We start from the raw sequence: 17794 nt of genomic DNA, 5'->3' as shown, positions 1-17794 counted from the left end.
GCGCTGACTTGATTCGGAGACCTGCTGGCGCTTGCTCAAGGGCGGCCTGCCATGAGCCTGCGCTCTACTTGAGTTTCCGACTCCGCCCCAGCACAGCCCCCGCCGCTCGCCGATAGGTCGCAATCATCGCGGCCAGCCCCACCAGCGCCGCGAGGTTCACCGCCAGGGCGAGCGCGAACAACAGGCCCCCCGCTTCCAGCAGCAGCAGCGCCACCACCACCGAGGCCGCCCACAGGGCGCCCCAGCGGAGGATGTACAGGTCCATGTAGGTCTTGAGCCAGAGATCGTTGCGTTGTGCGATGGCTTCGGCCTCTTCGTCGGAGGCACCAGGCGGAAACGGCGCGAGAAAGCTCTTCGGTGACCAGAAGCGGTTCCAGACCGAGGCGGGGCGGGATTCTTGCGGGCTCATCGCGATGGAGGTTACCCGCTGCCGCCGCGTCTGCGGGCCATCCACCTCAGCGTTTGACCACCCGCGCAGGCAGCAGATCCGCGTCATCCACGGCGGGCGGATATTCGAGCTCGGCGGCGAGCTCCTGCAGCGGCCCCGTCGACGGCCGCTCCAGCATGCGCCGTCGCGCCGACGCCCGCATGTCCCTGTGGCGCCGATCGCGATCCGCCTCGCGCCGGCGCCAGGCGACGACGATGCAGACCAGGATGACGCAGGCGGAGACGGCGAGAAAGCCGGACGCACCGAAGAGCGCGTCGATCCATTCCGGCGCGGGCTTTCTGTGGCGCAGCAGCCAGGCGAAGGCGGCCGGGCCGGCCAGGCTCAGTGCCAATGGCAGAAGAAGGCGACCCGGGCGCCTCGCGCGCACCGCGCTTCGGACCATCATCCAGAGCGCCAGCACGGCCACCACCCCGTAGAACACCGCCAGGGCCGGCTCGCTGTCGGACGCCGTGTCGCGCAGGCCGATCTCCTGGGCGGCCAACATGCCGAAGACCAGCCACGAGCCAAGCCAGACAATGCGTTCCATCAGGAATCCCCTTTCTTCGTGCTAAGCCGGCAGCACGTCGAGGCCGCCGGCGCCGGGCAGGGCATGGAGGCTCATCGCGACCCGGGCGCTGTAGTCATGGCTCAGCACGGTGCTGATTTCCACGAAATCGGCGCGGGCGTCGGCCGGCGTCAGCGTGACGACGAGATAGCCGCGCTTGCTCGTCTCCGCATAGCGCAGGTCGTTCACCATCTTCGGAAAGGCATCGGACAGCACCGTGCTGCTGATGATGGGCAGCACGCGCTCGAAGCCCGGCGACGAGATGGAGGCGGTCGCGAACTCCACGCCCACGCGCTGGCCGCTGGCGTCGGTCAGGTTGCTCGCCCACGCGTTGTGCGTGTCGCCGGCGAGCGAGACCAGGTTCTTGCCCGCCGAACGCGCGGCGGCCAGCACGCTCTCGCGCGCGGCCGGGTAGCCGTCCCATGCATCCAGGTTGTAGGGCACGCGCCGCTGCGCCAGCAGCGCGCGTTGCTCGTCGCTGCGCAGCGGCTCGGGGGTCGATTGCGCCAGCAGGAAGTCGCCCAGGGTCTGCGCGTTGAAGGCGCTCGCCACGCTCAGCGGGATCTCCATGCGGGCCATCAGGACCTGCGAGCCCAGCAACTGCCAGGTCGCGGCGGAGGCGGCCATGCGCGTCGACAGCCAGGCGGCCTGGTCGGCGCCGAGCAGCTGGCGCGTCGGCGCGGAGGCACCGCCCGCAAGATAGGTGTCCAGGCTCACCTGTTCGTCGCGGCCGAAGAGCCGCGTGTCGAGCATGTGCAGCGACGCGAGCGTGCCGAAGTCGAACGAGCGATAGATCTTCTGCAGATCGGCCGGGTCCGGCATGCGCACGGGAAGCCATTCGCGGAATGCCTGCGTCGCCGCGGCGCGCCGGGCCGCGAAGCTCCCCTCGCTGGCCGGGTCGTGGGTTTTCGCCCCGCCGGACCATGCGTTGTCCGCCACGTCGTGGTCGTCCCAGACGGCGATCACGGGCAGCTTCGCATGCAGCGCGATCAGGTCCGGGTCGGAGCGGTTCTGGCGATGGCGCTGCCGATAGTCTTCGAGCGACAGGATCTCGTGCGACGGCGCCGACTCGCGGTCGATCGCGATCGCCAGCTGCGATGCATAGCCGAGCGGGCCGTACTCGTAGATGTAGTCGCCCAGGTGCAGCACGACATCGATGTCGGTGCGCTTGGCGAGATCGGCACAGACATTGAAATAGCCCGACGGAAAGTTCGAGCACGAGACGACGCCGAGCCGCAGCCGGGCCACGCCGCCCACCGGCAAGGTCCGGGTGCGCCCCACCGGGGAGAGCTCGGCACCGAGCATGAAGCGGTAGAAGTAGACGCTCGCGGCCTGCAGTCCGGTCGCGTCCACGTTGACGGTGTAGTCCTGCTCGGGCCCGGTGCCGACCGTGCCGCGGGCGACGATGGCGCCGAAGCTGGCATCGCTCGCGACTTCCCAGCTGAGGTTGAGCGCTCCGGGGCTGGCGACCGTGACGCGGGTCCAGAGGATGACGCGATCGGACAGCGGGTCCCCGCTGCCGACGCCATGGGCAAAGGTCGGCGTCGTCTCGGGCGGCGTGCCTCCCGCACCGGCACCGCCTGGGACAAAGCCGCCGCCGCCGCCGCCGCCGCCACCGCAGCCATACATGCTGACGCCGCTGCCGGCGAACATGGCGTAGAGGATCGCGTTGCGAATGAAGCCCCGGCGCGAAGCCTCGCCGGACGTCGGTGTGGAGGCGGGTTCCTTGGCCGGGGCACGCGGACCGGTGGCATCGGGCATGGCTTGCTCCTTGAGCCCCCGGCGAGCCCGTCGCGACCTCCGCGCCATGGCTCCCGCCGGAGATGAAGCATTTCAGTGCGCGATCGCACCGCTGCCCGTAGGAAGCAGCGAAGCGATCGCGTGAGGCAATCGCTTACAAGCGTTCACATCAGGTTGCACGGGCGCGCGGGGCGCGGCGCTGGCGCGGCAGACTCAGTCGAAGACGGGCCTGAAGAAGCTGCGTTCGTAGCTGTGGATGCAGCGTGTGTCTTCCGCATACTTGAACGCCGCCTGGCACGCCGGGTCGGCCGTGGACAAGGCCCGATATTCCTCGTAGGCCGCGAGGCTCGGGAACGTGAACATCGCGAGTGCGATGTTGTTCGCGCCTTCCGATGGCAGGAAATAGCCATGGTGCTTGCCGCCGAACTTCTCGACCAGGGGAATCCACAGCTTTCCGTAGTGCTCGAATTCCTTGAGCTTGAACGGATCGATGACGTAGCGCAGGTAGCAGGTGACCATGTGAGAACTCAGCGTGTGGGGTTGGATGGCGCAGCGGCAGATGGCACCGAATAGGTGAGCTCCGCAAAACCCGGCCCGACGAACTTCGCCGCCTTGAGCTGCAGGGACGGCGACACGATGCGGCGCGGAAGCAGGGGCTTGCCCGAGCCCAGCGTCACGGAGCCGACCTGGACGATGACCTCGTCGAGCAGCCCGGCGTCATGGAACTGGCCGACCAGGTCGCCGCCGCCGACCAGCCAGATGTTCTGGCCCCCGGCCGCCCGCGTCATGGCATCGTGCACCGGCCGCACATCGCCTTGCACGAAGTGGATGGCCGCAGAGGGCACGCCGGGCAGCGTGCGGCTGCTGAACACCCAGGCGGTTTGGCTGTAGGGCCATGCGGCGCCCGCCGCGACGACGTGGCGCAGCATCCATTCGTAGGTCGACGATCCCATCGCGAGGGCACCGACCCCCTGGATGAAGGCGGGGTAGCTGGTGTCGTTGATGTCACCGAGCGGGAACAGCCATTCCAGCGAATGGTCGTCCGTCGCGATGAAGCCGTCCAGGCTGCAGGCGGTGTAGTACTGGGTCTTCATGCGTCGACATGATAGGTCCGGAAACGCGGGCCGCCGACGGCCGGTTCCCACGCGCGGCGGTGGATGTGGCGCACAAGGCGCCATCCCCCGGGTCCCTACGGTTCGTCCAGCCAGAAACCCAACCATTCGAAAGGGACAGTCAGCGATGAAGTTGCAACCACACCACCCGATTCTTCTCGGCACCTTGCTGGCGGGCGCCCTGTCAGCAGGCGGGGTCGCGCATGCGCAACCGGTCGTGACGCCGAACCTGGGCGTGGGCATCGCTGCCGACGCCGGCGTCGATGTCAACGTCAAGCCGGTTCCGAAGCAGACCGCCGGGCCGGATCCCCGCGTGCGGACCGAAGCGGCCGAGGCGGCCGCGCGAGGCAAGTCCGGCGCAGCTGCCGGGATGAGCGCATCCGCCGTGGGCGGATCGGGCAGCGCCGCCGCCGCGGTCGAAGGCCAGGTGCAGGGCGCGGCTCCGGTCGGCGCGCAGAAGTAGGCCGCGCAGGTCAGGCCGCGGGCAGGGCCGCGCCCACCTGCTGGTACACCGCCAACTCGAAGCCGATCAGCGTCTCGACCACCGGCATGTCGAAGAAGGGCAGCACCTGCGTCATCAGCACCCCGCCGATGCCCTTGAAACGGTCGATCCAGTAGAACGAGTTGAAGACGCCGGCCCAGTCGCCGGTGCCGTTGCTGCGCATGCCCGGCAGGTCGGCCAGCGTGAGGTGGAAGCCCAGGCCCCAGCCCTGCGGGACCGGCAGTCCGGGCACGTCGTTCGACAGCTCCGGCACGGTCGACTTCATCAGCGCCGGCAGCTGGATCTGGCCGATGTGGTTCTGCAGCGCCAGCGCGACCGTGGCGGGTTTCAGGATGCCGGCGCCATCCTTGAGCCAGGCCTGCACGAAGCGGCCATAGTCCTGCACCGTGCCGTAGGAGCCGTGGCCGGCGGCTTCCCACTCCGAGCTGGCCGGCAGGTCGAGCGCCGAGGGCGCGAGCCGGCCGTCGGGCTGGCGCTGCATCACGCGCAGCAGGCGGCCGCGCTGCTCGGCGCTGGGTGCGAAGGTCGAGTCGTTCATGCCGAGCGGCCCCCAGACGAACTCGCGCAGGTAGCTGCCCAGGCTCTGGCCCGAGATCTTCTCGACGATCAGGCCCAGCCAGTCGGGGTTGACGCCGTACTCCCACGCGGTGCCGGGGTCGTTCACCAGCGGCACCGAGAGGCTGCGCTTCAGGCCCGACAGCGGGTTCGGCTCGCCCGTCAGCGCGTGGTAGCGCAGCAGCTTCTCGTTGGTGAAGAAGTAGCCCAGGCCGGCCGTGTGCGTCATGAGCTGGCGCACCGTGGCCTGGCTGGCGGGTGGCCGCAGGCGCGGCTGGTCGCCGTCGAAGCCGTCCAGCACCGACAGCCGGCCGAACTCCGGCAGGATCGATTCGACGGTGGCATCGAGACTCAGCCGCCCCTGTTCCATGAGCTGCAGCGCGGCCGTCGTGGCCGCCGCCTTGGTCATCGACGCATTGCGGAACAGGCTGCGTTCGCTCGCTTCGCCGGCGGCGTGATGGAACAGCGGGCCGTTGCGGTCGACCACCACCGCCGCCACGCCGTGCAAGGCGCCCTTGGTGACGGCTGCGTCCAGCAGTGCCGCGATCGCCGAACCATTGAATGCCATGTCTGCCTCCTTGTCTCGAGCTGATGAAGCCGCGAGCCCGGTTTTTTTGCTGCACGGGCGGAGCATTCTGCGCCAACCCGGCGCCGCTTTGGCGTACGCTTGCGCCGGCCCGCCCGTCGTCGGATGCAAACCTCACGCGCATGAACAGACTGCTCGAAATCGGCTTCGACCCCGCAGGGCACTGGCTGCTGGACGGCAGTGCGCTGGACTTTTCGCTGGCGCGGCATTCGACCCAGCGCAACATCCTCTACGCCTTCGTCTGCGACGGCCAGGTCATGTATGTCGGCAAGACGGTGCAGCCGCTGGCCCGGCGCATGGCCGGTTATCGACGGCCGGCGCCGACCCAAAGCACCAACGCCCGCAACCACCAGAACATCCTGGCCCTGCTCGAGCGTGGCTCGGCGGTCGAGATCCTGGCCCTGCCCGACAACGGCCTGCTGCACTACGGCCAGTTTCACCTGAACCTGGCCGCCGCCCTGGAGGACGACCTCGTCCGCGTGATCGATCCGCCCTGGAACGGCGGCCAGGTGGACGACGGCGTCCATCCCCCGGCGACGCCCGAGGAGCGCGCCCGCGGCGAGGACGAAGCGGCCGAACCCACGGCCGGGGCCGTCGGCGGTTTCACCTTCATCCTGCAGCCCACCTACTTCGCGCAGGGCTTCTTCAATGTCGGCGTCGCGGCCCAGCGCCTGCTGGGGCAGGACGGCGAGACCCTCGAGATGTTCCTGGGCGACGACCCGCAGCCGATCCTCGGCACCATCAACCGCCGTGCCAACAGCAACGCAGCGCCCCGGATCATGGGCGGGGCCGGCCTCCGCAGCTGGTTCCAGGCGGCGGCCACGGTGTCGGCGTCGATCTCGGTGGAGGTGCTGTCGCCGACGTCGATCCGTCTTCGCGCGCCGCCGCGGCAGCCGCAGGCGGCGGCCGGCCCGGCCCTGGCCATCGCGCGGACGACGCAGGGCGCCATCTGGCCGCGCCGCAAGGAGTTCCACGTGCTCACCTATGCCGAGGGCGGCCTGGCGCCCCTGAGCCTCTACGCGCGGGAATACGGCATCGACAGCACGACCCTGAGCGACTTCGCCGACGACGTCAACCGGCTGGGCGAACCCGGCTCGCTGCACCCGCGGGCCCCGGTGAGCGCGGTTCCGCGCGCACTGGTGCGCGCTGCCGAGGACCCGATCGCCCTCAGGGACCAGATCGTCGCCTTCCTGCATGCCAACGAAGCCACCATTCATGCGACCCGGCTGCTGCTCGACTTCCGGACTCCGCGCGTCGAGCCGTTCGTGGTCACGGCGATCGAGCTGGCCCTGGCCGGTGCGGCGCCCTTGCTCGCGGAGGTGGTCGTCGTCGAATGACGGAGTGAAGTCATGTAGTACTAAAATACTCGCCCTCAAATTTGCAAGGAGAGTCGCCATGGGTACTCCCACCGAGATCGCGAAGCAGGGCTACGCCGCATTCGGCCGCCGTGACATTCCGGCGTTGCTCGAGCTCCTTGCCGACGACGTCGAATGGCGATTCCTGGCCAGCCCGGAAACCGGCACGCCCTACGGCGGCACCTGCAGGGGCAAGCAGCAGGTGGCCGAGTTCTTCGGCAAGCTGGCGCAGGCCGACGAGATCCTGGAGTTCGAGCCGCGCGAGTTCCTCGAAGGCCCCGGCCACGTGACTGTGCTGGGCCGCACCAAGGGCCGGGCGCTGCCGGACGGCAAGGTGCACGAGTCCGAATGGGTCCAGGTCTTCAGCTGGAAGGACGGCAGCAAGATCAGCCGCTGGGTCGGCACGGCGGACACGGCCGCCCGGCTCGCCAAGTAGGCCTCAGCGCCCGCCGCTCTCCCGGATCTGCCGGATCAGCACCTCCAGGAAGGCCGCCGCCGGCGGCGCGACCGGCCGCGTCGGATGCGAGACGCAGACCAGCTCGCGCGCCAGCGCCGGGCCGACCACCCGGTGCGCCCGCAGGCTGCCCTCCGCCAGCCGGCTGCGCACGGCGGTGCGCGGCAGCAGCGAGGCGAGTTCGGGCCGCTGCTGCACCAGCTGCATGATCGCGCCCAGCGAGTCGACCTCCCAGGCGCAGTGCACCTGCAGGCCGGCGGCCTCGCAGGCGCTCTCGACGATCGCCCGCAGGCCGTGCTGGCGCGTCGGCAGCACCAGCGGCATCTTCACGGCCTGGCGGAAGCTCACCTGGGCCGGCAGGGGCCGGTGCGAGGTCGCGGTGACCAGCACCAGGCCCTCGCGCAGCACCGGCTGCGCCTTCAGCATCAGCCGCCGCGGCTTGTTGAGGATCGCGGCGTCGAGCTGGCCGGCGGCGACGCCCTGCACCAGCGCCTCGGTGTAGGCCTCCGTCACCGAGACGCTCACCTGCGGGTGCATGGAAGAGAACGCGAGCAGCGCCGGCGCCAGGAGGTCTTGCGCGATGCTGGCCGGCAGGCCGATGCGCGCGTGCCCTGCCAGTTCGCTGCTGGTCGCGAGCAGCTGGGCCCGCGCGCGCTCGAAATCGGCCAGCACGGGCAGGAACAGCGCGTACATGTGGGTGGCGTGCGCCGTCGGCGTCATGCCCTTGCTGCCGCGCACGAACAGCTGGCGGCCCAGTTCGTCCTCGAGCTTGGCGATCTGCATGCTCAGCGCCGGCTGCACGATGTGCAGCCGCTGGGCGGCCCGCGTCACCGAGCCCTCCTCGTAGAGGCAGACGAAGTACTGGATCTGTCGCTGGTCCATGCGCTACGGTATCAGTTGGATTGATGGCAATGTCAGAAAACATTATTTGACCTGATTGCCTCTCGTTCCTAGATTAGGGCCACGGCGCGCCTTCCGCGGGACGCGCCGGCCACAACAGGAGACAACCGGATGAAGATCGCCACCCGCCTGCTCGGCGCCGTCGTGCTGGGCCTTTGCGCCTGGTCGGCGTCGGCCCAGACCTATCCCTCGCACCCGGTGCGGGTGATCATTCCGTTCCCGCCCGGAGGCACCCTCGACACCCTCGGACGCGCCGTGGCCCAGAAGCTGCAGGACCAGCTCGGCCAGCCCTTCGTGATCGAGAACCGGGCCGGCGGCAACGGCGTGATCGGCGCCGACCAGGTCGCCAAGGCGGCGGCGGACGGCCACACGCTGCTGTTCAATGCCTCCACCTTCGTGACCGCGCCCATGACCATGAAGTCGGTGCCGTATGCGGTCACGCAGGACTTCGCGCCGGTGGCGCTGGTCGCCAAGGCGCCGCTGTCGGTGGCGATCAGCAAGAGCCTGCCGGTGACCGACATCGCCTCCCTGCAGGCCTACGCCAAGGCCAACCCCGGCAAGATGACCTTCGCCGTCGGCTCGATCGGATCGGCCGGGCACCTGGCCACCGAGCTGCTGAAGCGCTCGGCCGGCATCGACTACCTGGTGGTGCCGTACAAGGGCACGGCGCCGGCCTTCCAGGACCTGATCGGCGGCCAGATCGGCGGCTTCATCGACCCGATCCTCGGCTCGCTGCAATACCACCGCTCGGGCATGTTGCGGGTGATCGCCGTGACCTCCGACAAGCGCGCCGCCAGCCTGCCCGAGGTGCCGACCGTGGCCGAGAGCCTGCCGGGCTTCGAGTTCTACAGCTGGTACGGCTTCTGGGCGCCGGCCAAGACGCCGCCCGAGATCGTCAAGCGGCTCAACGCCGAAGTGAACAAGGCGCTGGCCTCGGAGCTGCGGGAGCGCTTCACGCAGCAGGGGCTGGTCTTCACGCCCGGCTCGGTGGAGGACTTCGCCCGCTTCCAGGCGGCCGACATGGCCAAGTCGCAGAAGATCATCACCGAGGGGCAGATCCGTGTCGAATGAGGAACGGCGGGCGCTGGTGAGCGGCAGCAGCTCGGGCATCGGGCTGGCCATCAGCCGTGCCCTGCTGGCCGACGGCTGGTCGGTGACCGGCCTCGACCGCGCGCCGGCGCAGATCGAGGACTGCCGCTTCCATGGCGTCGAGCTGGACCTGTGCGACGCCGCTGCGACCGAGGCCGCGCTGCGGGCGCAGAGGCCGGTGCAGGCGCTGGTGCACGCTGCGGGCGTGCTGCGGGTTGGCCGGCTGGGCCAACTCAACGGCGCCGCGGGCGAGCAGATGTGGCGGCTGCACGTGGATGCGGCCGCTCGCCTGGCCGACCGGCTGGTGCCCCAGATGGCGAGCGCCGGCGGCGGGCGGGTGGTGCTGGTGGGCAGCCGGGTCGCGCGCGGCATTGCCGGCCGCAGCCAGTACGCGGCCACCAAGGCGGCCCTGGTCTCGCTGGCGCGCAGCTGGGCGGCGGAGGTGGCGGCCGCGGGCATCACGGTCAACGTGGTCTCGCCGGCGGCCACCGAGACGGCCATGACGCAGGACCCTCGGCGCCAGTCGGCGCAGCCCCGGCTGACGCCCATGGGGCGGCTGATCCGGCCCGAGGAGGTCGCCGCGCTGGTGGCCTTTCTGCTCTCGCCGCTCGCCGCGGCGATCACCGGGCAGGACATCCAGGTCTGCGGCGGCGCTTCGCTGGAGGCCTAGATGCAGCCCGCCACCATCGGCATCGTCGGCCTCGGCCTGGTCGGCCAGGCGCTCGGTCAGCGCCTGCGGGCCGCCGGCTGGCGCACGCTGGGCCACGACCTGCGGCCGGAGGCGGCGCAGGCCTTCGAGGCCGCGGGCGGGGAGGGCGCCGGCTCGCTGCCGGCGCTGGGTCGATCGGTCGACACGGTCGTGCTGGCGGTGTTCGACACCCACGGCGCGCTCCAGGTGCTCGAAGGCGAGCACGGGCTGCTGGGCCCGGGCAGCCGGGTCGCCCTGGTGATCGACTGTTCCACCGGCTCGCCGGACCTGCTGGTGGCACTGGGCCGCCGGCTGCAGGCGCGCGGCATCGACCTGGTCGAGGCGCCGCTCTCGGGGTCGAGCGAGCAGATCGGCGCGGGCGAGGCGACGGCCCTCGTCGGCGCCGATGACGCCGCCGTGGCGCGGGCCGCGCCCGTGCTGTCGGCGCTCGCCCACCGCTGGATCCACGTCGGGCCGCCCGGCATGGGCGCCAAGGCCAAGCTGGCCACCAACCTGGTGCTGGGGCTCAACCGCGCCGTCTTCGCCGAGGGCCTGGCGTTCGCGCAGAGCCTGGGCCTCGACCCCCGGCAGTTCCTCGACCTGGTGCTGGCCAGCCCGGCGAATTCCGAGGCCGCCAGGATCAAGGGCCCGCTGATGGTCGACGGCGACTTCGCGCCGCGCTCGCGCATCCGCCAGCACCTGAAGGACGTGCGGCTGATGCTGGACAGCGCCGGCGCCGCGGCGCTGGAGCTGCCGTTCTCGCGCGTTCACGCGCAGCTGCTGGAGGAGGCCGTGGCGCAGGGCGAGGGCGAACTCGACAACGCGGCGATCCTGCTGCGACTGCGCGGGCGCGCGCCCCGCCCCTAGCGCGCCAGGGCCGACGCCAGCATCGTGCGGTCGAGTTGGTAGGTGCGGTCGTCGCGATGCCGCGCGAAGCCCAGGCGCTCGTTGATCGACAGCATGGGCGCGTTGGCGTGCGCGTTGTGGGTGATCATGGTCCCGACGCCCGGGTGCCGCGCGTGGACGAGCTCCAGCATGGCGGCCTTCACCGCCTTGGCCAGGCCCCGGCCGCGCCAGGGCCGGGCCACGGCCGTGAGCTGCTGGTAGACCCGCTCCGGAAAGCGCGCGTCCCAGCTGGCATCGCACATCGCGGCCACCTCGTCGCCGTGGCACAGCAGCACCAGGAAGTGCTCGCCGCCCCGGCGGTCCATGTCCTCGTACCAGCTCACGTAGCCCGGCAGCTCGTAGCGCATGCGCGGCACCTCCAGCGCGTCGAGCGGTTGCTCGTCGATCAGCGCCGAGAAGGGCGCCATCAGCGGGGCCAGCCGCGCCATCGGCACCCGCCCTGCGTGCACCTCCCAGCGCAGCCCGTCGGCGGCCAGCGGCACCGCCTCGCGCCAGCGCGCGAGCGCGGGCCAGTCGAGCGCATCGAGGCGCAGGCGGTTCTCGGCGCTGTGGTACCTGCTGACGGCGCCGAGGGCCGCCATGAACGCGTTGCCGTCCGGCAGGTGCACCTTGAAGGTGGCCGTCGTCCGGCCTTGTGCCTGCATGAACGCGAGCAGCGTCCCGGCCAGCGCCCGGCCGATGCCCTGGCGGCGGTGCGCACGCAGCACGCCGCCGGCCGCGTCCACGTGGGCGGCGAAGTCCTCGCAGCCGGGCGAGCCGTCACGGCGAAACATCAGGATCAGGTTGCCGACGAATTCGCCCTGCCGGGTGGCGATGAAGCGGCGCGACTCGCCCAGCGGGCGCTGCAGGTGCAGTTCGCGCTCGAAGTCGGCGTCGGGCAGCACCGGCTCGCCGGGATGGTCTTCGGCCTGGCGGGCGCGGCGGAATGCGTGCAGCCTCGCCCAGTCCTCGGGTGAAGCGGCCTCGGGATCAAAGAAGCGGACCGCGATCGAATCTCTTTCGTTTCCAAACATGGGGGGTATGCCTCGATGTCAAAGACGACAGGGCCGCTGCCGGCTCGTGTCGGCGGCGGCCGCTGGAACTCAGGCGGTTCGCGGCGGTGAGGCGGGGGCCGCGGCGCAGGGCCGCCAGCTTCAGCCAGCCAGGTGGGACGCGACGGACCGGGTGAGCGCGATGGATGGGGCGATGTGGCTTTCCATGGTGGCCTCCGGTCGGTGGTTGAAAGAGGCGCCGATCTTAGCCCGCGCAGCGCAATGTCATCGTCGCTTCATCGCAACGTCACGGCGCTTGCCTAGCCTTCGAATGCCCCACGATTCCAAGACACGGAGTGTTCCCCCTATGTCCCCATGGCCCACCTTTCGCGCCCTGGCTGCGCTGTCGACCCTGGCCTGCGCCCTGACCGCCTGCGGTGGCGGCAGCAGCACCGGCACCGCCGCCGCCGCGGCCGGCACCACCACCGGCAAGACCACCACCGACGCCGCTCCGGCGGCCGCCGACGCGGGCAGCCAGCCCAGCGTGAGCTACGCCCCCTGACCCCCGCCGCCCGATCCCCGACACTCGCACCGACATGACCTCACGCCGCAATTTCCTCCAGAGCGCCACCACCACCGGCATTGCCGCCGCCACGCTGGCCGCCTTTCCGCCCAGCATCCGCCGTGCGCTGGCGATCCCGGCCCACCACGACACCGGCACCATCAAGGACGTCAAGCACGTGGTCTTGCTGATGCAGGAGAACCGTTCCTTCGACAGCTATTTCGGCACCTTCAAGGGGGTGCGCGGCTACGGCGACCGCATGGCGGTCCCGGCGCCCAATGGCAAGAACGTCTTCTACCAGAGCTATACCAAGACCACGCCGCCGAGCACCTACGTCCCCTACCGCCTCGACGCGAGCAAGGGCAACGCCCAGCGCGCCGGCAGCACGCCCCACACCTGGGCCGATTCGCAGGCGGCGTGGGACCACGGCCGGATGTACAAGTGGCCGGATGCCAAGAACCTGCTGTCGCTGGGCTACTACGACGGCGCCGAAGTCCCGTTCCAGCGGGCGCTGGCCGAAGCCTTCACCTTGTGCGACCACTACCACTGCGGCATGCACACGGGCACCATCGCGAACCGCCTGTTCTACTGGAGCGGCACCAACGGCCCGAACGGCATCAGCCCGGTCGACGGCAGCAAGGTCGAGGTGGCGGCGCTGAACAACCAGTTCAACGGCGGCAACGACATCGGCCCGTCGACCCAGGGCTGGACCTGGACCACCTACGCCGACCGGCTCGAGAAGGCCGGCGTGAAGTGGAAGGTCTACCAGAGCCTGATCGACAACTACGGCTGCAACGAGATGATGGGCTTCCGCCACTGGCGCGCCGCCATCGAGCAGATGCCGCCGGCGCGGCGCCCGGTCTACGTGGCGGCCACCGACATCACGCAGCCGGTCGATGCGGCCGGCCCGCTCTACGACGCTGCGGTCGACGATGCGCTCAGCCCGCTGGCCAAGGGCTTCGGCAACACCATGCCGCAAGGCTTCCTGGAGACCTTCCGCGAGGACATCAGGAACGGCACCCTGCCGGCGGTGTCGTGGATCATCTCGCCTTCGGCCTACAGCGAGCATCCCGGGCCGTCGAGCCCGGCCAAGGGCGGCTGGTACGTGCAGGAGGTGCTGGATGCGCTGACATCCAACCCCGAGGTCTGGAGCAAAACCGTACTGCTGGTCAACTTCGACGAGAACGACGGCTTCTTCGACCACCTGCCGTCGCCGGCCGTGCCTTCGCGCAATGCCGACGGCACGCTGGCCGGCGGCTGCACGCTGGCCGCCGCCGACGTGGCGGTCGAGTACCACGACTTCGCGCCCGCCACCACCAGCCAGCCCGCGGTCGACGGCCGGCCCTACGGCCCCGGCCCGCGGGTGCCGATGTGGGTGGTCTCGCCCTGGAGCCGCGGCGGCTGGGTCAACTCGCAGGTCTGCGACCACACCTCGACGCTGATGTTCCTCGAGAAGTGCTTCGGCGTGGTCGAGCCGCAGATCAGCAAGTACCGCCGCGCCGTCTGCAGCGACCTCACCAGCGCCTTCAACTTCGAGCGCCCCAACAACGAGCCGCTGCCGACCCTGGCCGGCCACACGAGCAAGGGCGATGCCGACGCGCTGACCGTGGCCCAGCAGGCGCTGCCGAAGATCGTCCCGGCCGCCGACGCCGCGCTGCCGGTGCAGGCCACCGGCGTGCGGCCCTCGCGCGCGCTGCCCTACGAGCTGCACGCCAGCGCGCGCACCGACGCGCTCAACGGCCGCGTGCAGCTGCTGTTCGCCAACAGCGGCCGGGCCGCCGCGGTGTTCCACGTGTACGACAAGCTGCACCTGTCGGACCGGCTGCCGCGCCGCTACGTGGTCGAGCCCGGCAAGCAGCTGGCCGGCGACTGGGCGTCGATGACCGACGACGCCGGCCTGTACGACCTCTGGGTGCTGGGGCCGAACGGCTTCCACCGCCACTTCAAGGGCGACCTGAACCGGCTGCGCGCCGGCGGCGTGGCGCTGCCCGAGATCCGCGTCGGCTACGAGCGGCGCCAGGGCGACCTCTACCTCCAGCTGCGCAACGACGGGCGTCGCGATTGCCGCTTCACCGTGCAGTCCAACAAGCTCTATGCCCGCCCCGAGGCCTACGAAGGCGGCGGCAAGGACCGCCATGAGGACCACGGCCATGGCAACGACGAGCGCGACGAGCGCGGCCGCTACAACGGCAACAAGGACGGCTCGTGGAGCATCCGGGTCCAGGGCGGCGGCGACACCCGCATGCGCTGGAGCCTGGACGCCAGCGGCCAGTGGTACGACTTCGTCGTGACCTGCGATGCCGACCCCGCCTTCCACCGGCGCCTGGCCGGCCGCCTGGAAACGGGCCGGCATTCGGTCAGCGATCCGGCGATGGGGCTGGCGGACCGCTTCTGAGCGAGGGCGGGCGAGGGGCTTGCCCCTTCGCCCGCAGCGTCCGGGCGGCCGACGTATGCTCCCGCCACCCCTCTCTTTGACAGCCTGGAGCACCCATGATCGTCGAGCGCATCTGGACCGGCAACGCCTACCGCAACTACAACTACCTCATCGTCTGCCCGGAGAGCGGCGAGGCCCTGGCCATCGATCCGCTGGACCACCAGAAATGCCTGGCCGCCGCCAAGGACAAGGGCTGGCAGATCACGCAGATCCTCAACACGCACGAGCACCACGACCACACCGGCGGCAACGCGGCCGTGGTGGCGGCGACCGGAGCCAAGGTGATCGCGCACCACCAGTCGGGCTCGCGCATCGCCGGCGTGGACCGCGGCGTCAAGGCCGGCGACGTGATCAAGGTCGGCCGCACCGTCGAGCTCGAATGCCTCGACACGCCCGGCCACACCATGTGCCACATCTGCCTGCGCTCCCACACCGACAGCCCGGCCCTGTTCTCGGGCGACACGCTGTTCAATGCCGGCGCGGGCAACTGCCACAACGGCGGCAACGTCGAGCACCTGTACGCCAGCTTCGCCGACCAGCTCGCGAAGCTGCCCGCCGACACGCGCGTCTACCCGGGCCACGACTACATCGAGAACAACCTGCGCTTCACGCTCGCGCGCGAGCCCGACAACGCGGCCGCCCAGGCACTGCTGCCCCAGGTGGCGGCGCAGGACCCGGCGACGGCCCGGGTCACGACGCTGCAGGAGGAAAAGCAGATCAACACCTTCCTGCGCCTGACCAGCCCCAGCGTCATCGCAGCGCTGCGCGAGGCCTTCCCCGACCTGCCCGAGCAGCCGGACCCGAAGACGGTGTTCGCCAAGCTGCGCGAACTGCGCAACAACTGGTGAGCCGGCCGAGGCCCGAACGATCGCGGCCGCCCGTCCGGCTGGGGAAAGGCGCGCTGCGCAGCGCGGACTTCGGCGGCCGGTTTCCTGTCGTGCGCCGTCGCGCTATGCTTCGAATCGGTCCCCCATTCGCATCCGAACCACTGGAGCCAGCCATGTCCCTTCGCATCAACGACACCGCCCCCAACTTCACGGCCCTCACCACGCAGGGCAGCATCGACTTCCACGACTGGATCGGCGACAGCTGGGCGATCCTGTTCTCGCATCCCAAGGATTTCACGCCCGTGTGCACCACCGAGCTGGGCTACATGGCCAAGATCGAGCCGGAGTTCACGAAGCGCAATTGCAAGCTCATCGGGCTGTCGGTCGATCCGGTCGACAGCCATGGCAAGTGGGTCGCCGACATCGAGGAGACGCAGGGCGCCGTGGTCAAGTACCCGATGATCGGCGACACCGACCTGGCGGTGGCCAAGCTCTACAACATGCTGCCGGCCGAGGAGCCGGGCACCTCCGACGGCCGCACGGCCGCCACCAACGCCACGGTGCGCTCGGTGTTCGTCATCGGGCCGGACAAGAAGATCAAGCTGATGCTGACCTACCCGATGACCACCGGCCGCAACTTCGACGAGATCCTGCGTGTGCTCGACTCGATGCAGCTCACCGTCAAGTACAAGGTGGCGACGCCGGTCAACTGGAAGAACGGCGAGGACGTGATCATCACCACGGCGGTCACCAACGAAGAGGCCGAGAAGGCCTTCCCCGGCTTCAAGACCCTGAAGCCCTATCTGCGCACCACCAAGCAGCCCGGTTGAGCCGGCGCCGAAGCCAGCCGGCCGCGCTGTCGTAGCCGCGGCAGGCCCCCCTGGCCAGCAGGCCGGTGACGGCCAGCATCGCCGCGCCGTGGACGACGACGGCCACCAGGGCCAGCGCGAGCGGCCCCGTCGCGCCGGTCGCGCCGCCCGGCGCGGCGCCGATGCACAAAGGCACCAGCGCCGGCACCAGCATCAGGCCGGCCCCATGGGTGGTGGACATCATGAAGGACCAGAGCGCCAGCCCGGCATGCCCGGCCGGTGCCCAGGCCCGGGCGAGCCGGCGGCGCCGGAGGTGCAGTCCCGCGATCAGCACCAGCGTACCGCCCGCCAGGGCCTGCAGCAGCGGGCGGTCCAGCGACAGGCCGAAGGCCACCGCCGCCGCCACCAGCGCGACCGATGCGGCGTGGCCGGCCGCGATCGGCAGCAGCGCCCGCAGCGCCTGCGCCCGGTCATGCGAACGCAGGCCCCAGGCGGCCGCGAGCATCCAGCCGTTCGCCGGGTTCAGGCCGTGCAGCGCGCCGATGCCGGCGATCGCCAGCCAGGGCCAGAGGCTTTCCATCACCCGCTCGCGCGTTCAAGGGCGTGAGGCGCAGCACGCGGCCGTCCCGGCCTCGCGCGTGGACCGCGGGCGGCGCACGGCACGCACCTTGCCGCTGTGGCCGCCGCCGCAATAGAAGAGATCCGCGCCGTCGGATTCGAGTCCGCTGATGCCGACGCCGGGCGGCATCTCCAGCCGCTCGAGCACCGCACCGCTCTGCGGATGGATGCGGCGCAGCTCGCTCTCGTCGCCTTCCCAGGTGGCGTGCCAGAGGTCGCCGTCGACCCAGGTCACGCCGGTGACGAAGCGGTTCGACTCGATGGTGCGCTTGACCGCGCCGGTCGCCGGGTCGATCTGGTGGATCTTGCGATCGCGGTACTGCCCCACCCACAGGCTGCCCTCGGCCCAGGTGAGGCCCGAGTCGCAGCCGTGGCCGGGGGCCGGGATCGACGCCACCACCGCGCCGGTGGCCGGGTCGATCTTGTCGATCCGCGACTCGGCGATCTGGTAGAGGTAGCTGCCGTCGAAGGCGGTGCCGGCATCGCAGGCATGGTCCAGCGTGCGCGTGGGTGCGCCGCTGGCGGGGTCGAAGGCGACCAGCCGGGCGCCGGTGGCGGCCCACACATGGCGGCCATCGTGGGTGACGCCGTTCACCTTGTCGGCGCCGGGGAACGGGCCGTACTCGCGCACGATCTCGGCCGCTTGCGCCGTGGCCTGGGGGGTGTCGTTGGCTGTCTGACGGGTCATCGCTCT

The 17794-nt window shown here is 70.6% G+C and carries 20 protein-coding genes; 10 read left to right on the top strand and 10 right to left on the bottom strand.

Going from position 1 to position 17794, the window contains the following annotated elements; translation table 11 throughout:
• Positions 1-64: 64 nt before the first annotated feature.
• The 5 genes from QTI33_RS22285 to QTI33_RS22265 form a co-directional block, all read right to left on the bottom strand.
• On the bottom strand, positions 65-409 hold the full coding sequence (locus tag QTI33_RS22285) for a hypothetical protein (RefSeq protein WP_286508473.1): 345 nt from the start codon (positions 407-409) through the stop codon (positions 65-67).
• A gap of 46 nt (positions 410-455) precedes the next feature.
• Positions 456-974: a hypothetical protein gene (locus QTI33_RS22280; protein WP_286508471.1), complete on the bottom strand. Its 519-nt coding sequence runs from the start codon at positions 972-974 to the stop codon at positions 456-458.
• Between the two features lie 21 nt (positions 975-995).
• Positions 996-2753 carry an alkaline phosphatase D family protein gene (locus tag QTI33_RS22275; RefSeq protein ID WP_286508470.1) on the bottom strand — a complete coding sequence of 586 codons (1758 nt, stop codon included), beginning with the start codon at positions 2751-2753 and terminating at the stop codon, positions 996-998.
• Between the two features lie 192 nt (positions 2754-2945).
• Positions 2946-3251 carry an NIPSNAP family protein gene (locus QTI33_RS22270; protein ID WP_286508469.1) on the bottom strand — a complete coding sequence of 102 codons (306 nt, stop codon included), beginning with the start codon at positions 3249-3251 and terminating at the stop codon, positions 2946-2948.
• 8 nt (positions 3252-3259) lie between these two features.
• Positions 3260-3826 carry a dihydrofolate reductase family protein gene (locus tag QTI33_RS22265; protein WP_286508468.1) on the bottom strand — a complete coding sequence of 189 codons (567 nt, stop codon included), beginning with the start codon at positions 3824-3826 and terminating at the stop codon, positions 3260-3262.
• A 145-nt stretch (positions 3827-3971) separates the two neighbouring features.
• On the opposite strand from QTI33_RS22265, the gene QTI33_RS22260 reads away from it, so the two are divergent.
• Positions 3972-4307, top strand: a complete 336-nt coding sequence (locus QTI33_RS22260) for a hypothetical protein (RefSeq protein ID WP_286508467.1) — start codon at positions 3972-3974, stop codon at positions 4305-4307.
• A 10-nt stretch (positions 4308-4317) separates the two neighbouring features.
• Here the strand turns inward: QTI33_RS22260 and QTI33_RS22255 are convergent, their stop codons facing one another.
• Positions 4318-5469, bottom strand: a complete 1152-nt coding sequence (locus QTI33_RS22255; RefSeq protein WP_286508465.1) for a serine hydrolase domain-containing protein — start codon at positions 5467-5469, stop codon at positions 4318-4320.
• 140 nt (positions 5470-5609) lie between these two features.
• On the opposite strand from QTI33_RS22255, the gene QTI33_RS22250 reads away from it, so the two are divergent.
• A complete protein-coding gene (locus QTI33_RS22250; protein WP_286508464.1) occupies positions 5610-6824 on the top strand; it encodes a GIY-YIG nuclease family protein in 1215 nt (404 codons plus the stop codon).
• A 58-nt stretch (positions 6825-6882) separates the two neighbouring features.
• Positions 6883-7278: a nuclear transport factor 2 family protein gene (locus tag QTI33_RS22245; protein WP_286508463.1), complete on the top strand. Its 396-nt coding sequence runs from the start codon at positions 6883-6885 to the stop codon at positions 7276-7278.
• A gap of 3 nt (positions 7279-7281) precedes the next feature.
• Here the strand turns inward: QTI33_RS22245 and QTI33_RS22240 are convergent, their stop codons facing one another.
• Positions 7282-8178, bottom strand: a complete 897-nt coding sequence (locus tag QTI33_RS22240) for a LysR family transcriptional regulator (RefSeq protein WP_286508461.1) — start codon at positions 8176-8178, stop codon at positions 7282-7284.
• A 129-nt stretch (positions 8179-8307) separates the two neighbouring features.
• Between QTI33_RS22240 and QTI33_RS22235 the strand changes: the two genes are divergently transcribed.
• Genes QTI33_RS22235 through QTI33_RS22225 form a run of 3 tightly spaced genes read left to right on the top strand, consistent with a single transcriptional unit; the run spans position 8308 to position 10840 of the window.
• Positions 8308-9267, top strand: a complete 960-nt coding sequence (locus tag QTI33_RS22235; RefSeq protein ID WP_286508460.1) for a Bug family tripartite tricarboxylate transporter substrate binding protein — start codon at positions 8308-8310, stop codon at positions 9265-9267.
• Positions 9257-9955, top strand: coding sequence for an SDR family NAD(P)-dependent oxidoreductase (locus tag QTI33_RS22230; RefSeq protein WP_286508459.1), 699 nt, complete (start codon positions 9257-9259; stop codon positions 9953-9955). The genes QTI33_RS22235 and QTI33_RS22230 overlap by 11 nt, the downstream gene beginning before the upstream one ends.
• Positions 9956-10840 (top strand): NAD(P)-dependent oxidoreductase, encoded by an 885-nt coding sequence (locus tag QTI33_RS22225; protein ID WP_286508458.1) that lies wholly within the window; start codon positions 9956-9958, stop codon positions 10838-10840.
• Here QTI33_RS22225 and QTI33_RS22220 read toward each other — a convergent pair.
• Positions 10837-11892, bottom strand: coding sequence for a GNAT family N-acetyltransferase (locus tag QTI33_RS22220; RefSeq protein WP_286508457.1), 1056 nt, complete (start codon positions 11890-11892; stop codon positions 10837-10839). The two genes, QTI33_RS22225 and QTI33_RS22220, sit on opposite strands and share 4 nt — an antisense overlap.
• Before the next feature lie 325 nt (positions 11893-12217).
• Between QTI33_RS22220 and QTI33_RS22215 the strand changes: the two genes are divergently transcribed.
• The 4 genes from QTI33_RS22215 to QTI33_RS22200 all read left to right on the top strand — a co-directional run bounded on the left by QTI33_RS22215 (position 12218) and on the right by QTI33_RS22200 (position 16503).
• Positions 12218-12412: a hypothetical protein gene (locus QTI33_RS22215; RefSeq protein ID WP_286508456.1), complete on the top strand. Its 195-nt coding sequence runs from the start codon at positions 12218-12220 to the stop codon at positions 12410-12412.
• A gap of 34 nt (positions 12413-12446) precedes the next feature.
• Positions 12447-14807 carry a phosphocholine-specific phospholipase C gene (locus QTI33_RS22210; RefSeq protein WP_286508455.1) on the top strand — a complete coding sequence of 787 codons (2361 nt, stop codon included), beginning with the start codon at positions 12447-12449 and terminating at the stop codon, positions 14805-14807.
• Positions 14808-14902: 95 nt separating this feature from the next.
• Complete coding sequence (locus QTI33_RS22205) at positions 14903-15694, top strand: hydroxyacylglutathione hydrolase (RefSeq protein ID WP_286508453.1); 792 nt, start codon at positions 14903-14905, stop codon at positions 15692-15694.
• A 152-nt stretch (positions 15695-15846) separates the two neighbouring features.
• Entirely contained in the window at positions 15847-16503 is a 657-nt protein-coding gene (locus QTI33_RS22200) for a peroxiredoxin (protein ID WP_286508452.1), read from the top strand.
• Here the strand turns inward: QTI33_RS22200 and QTI33_RS22195 are convergent.
• A complete protein-coding gene (locus QTI33_RS22195; RefSeq protein ID WP_286508451.1) occupies positions 16457-17062 on the bottom strand; it encodes a hypothetical protein in 606 nt (201 codons plus the stop codon). The two genes, QTI33_RS22200 and QTI33_RS22195, sit on opposite strands and share 47 nt — an antisense overlap.
• A 15-nt stretch (positions 17063-17077) precedes the next feature.
• Complete coding sequence (locus tag QTI33_RS22190; RefSeq protein WP_286508449.1) at positions 17078-17788, bottom strand: Vgb family protein; 711 nt, start codon at positions 17786-17788, stop codon at positions 17078-17080.
• Positions 17789-17794: the final 6 nt, after the last annotated feature.

The organism is Variovorax davisae, assembly GCF_030316845.1.
In the GTDB taxonomy this organism is placed as follows: domain Bacteria; phylum Pseudomonadota; class Gammaproteobacteria; order Burkholderiales; family Burkholderiaceae_C; genus Variovorax; species Variovorax davisae.
This window is presented reverse-complemented; position numbering and strand designations above follow the sequence as displayed.

What these genes read in the sequence shown, in the direction of transcription:
- QTI33_RS22245 (WP_286508463.1), top strand. Translation starts at nt 6,883, where the DNA reads ATGGGTACTCCCACCGAGATCGCGAAGCAGGGCTACGCCGCATTCGGC.
- QTI33_RS22265 (WP_286508468.1), bottom strand. Translation starts at nt 3,826, where the DNA reads ATGAAGACCCAGTACTACACCGCCTGCAGCCTGGACGGCTTCATCGCG.
- QTI33_RS22190 (WP_286508449.1), bottom strand. Translation starts at nt 17,788, where the DNA reads ATGACCCGTCAGACAGCCAACGACACCCCCCAGGCCACGGCGCAAGCG.
- QTI33_RS22285 (WP_286508473.1), bottom strand. Translation starts at nt 409, where the DNA reads ATGAGCCCGCAAGAATCCCGCCCCGCCTCGGTCTGGAACCGCTTCTGG.
- QTI33_RS22210 (WP_286508455.1), top strand. Translation starts at nt 12,447, where the DNA reads ATGACCTCACGCCGCAATTTCCTCCAGAGCGCCACCACCACCGGCATT.
- QTI33_RS22275 (WP_286508470.1), bottom strand. Translation starts at nt 2,753, where the DNA reads ATGCCCGATGCCACCGGTCCGCGTGCCCCGGCCAAGGAACCCGCCTCC.
- QTI33_RS22235 (WP_286508460.1), top strand. Translation starts at nt 8,308, where the DNA reads ATGAAGATCGCCACCCGCCTGCTCGGCGCCGTCGTGCTGGGCCTTTGC.
- QTI33_RS22215 (WP_286508456.1), top strand. Translation starts at nt 12,218, where the DNA reads ATGTCCCCATGGCCCACCTTTCGCGCCCTGGCTGCGCTGTCGACCCTG.
- QTI33_RS22200 (WP_286508452.1), top strand. Translation starts at nt 15,847, where the DNA reads ATGTCCCTTCGCATCAACGACACCGCCCCCAACTTCACGGCCCTCACC.
- QTI33_RS22240 (WP_286508461.1), bottom strand. Translation starts at nt 8,178, where the DNA reads ATGGACCAGCGACAGATCCAGTACTTCGTCTGCCTCTACGAGGAGGGC.
- QTI33_RS22270 (WP_286508469.1), bottom strand. Translation starts at nt 3,251, where the DNA reads ATGGTCACCTGCTACCTGCGCTACGTCATCGATCCGTTCAAGCTCAAG.
- QTI33_RS22195 (WP_286508451.1), bottom strand. Translation starts at nt 17,062, where the DNA reads ATGGAAAGCCTCTGGCCCTGGCTGGCGATCGCCGGCATCGGCGCGCTG.
- QTI33_RS22280 (WP_286508471.1), bottom strand. Translation starts at nt 974, where the DNA reads ATGGAACGCATTGTCTGGCTTGGCTCGTGGCTGGTCTTCGGCATGTTG.
- QTI33_RS22255 (WP_286508465.1), bottom strand. Translation starts at nt 5,469, where the DNA reads ATGGCATTCAATGGTTCGGCGATCGCGGCACTGCTGGACGCAGCCGTC.
- QTI33_RS22225 (WP_286508458.1), top strand. Translation starts at nt 9,956, where the DNA reads ATGCAGCCCGCCACCATCGGCATCGTCGGCCTCGGCCTGGTCGGCCAG.
- QTI33_RS22250 (WP_286508464.1), top strand. Translation starts at nt 5,610, where the DNA reads ATGAACAGACTGCTCGAAATCGGCTTCGACCCCGCAGGGCACTGGCTG.
- QTI33_RS22205 (WP_286508453.1), top strand. Translation starts at nt 14,903, where the DNA reads ATGATCGTCGAGCGCATCTGGACCGGCAACGCCTACCGCAACTACAAC.
- QTI33_RS22260 (WP_286508467.1), top strand. Translation starts at nt 3,972, where the DNA reads ATGAAGTTGCAACCACACCACCCGATTCTTCTCGGCACCTTGCTGGCG.
- QTI33_RS22220 (WP_286508457.1), bottom strand. Translation starts at nt 11,892, where the DNA reads ATGTTTGGAAACGAAAGAGATTCGATCGCGGTCCGCTTCTTTGATCCC.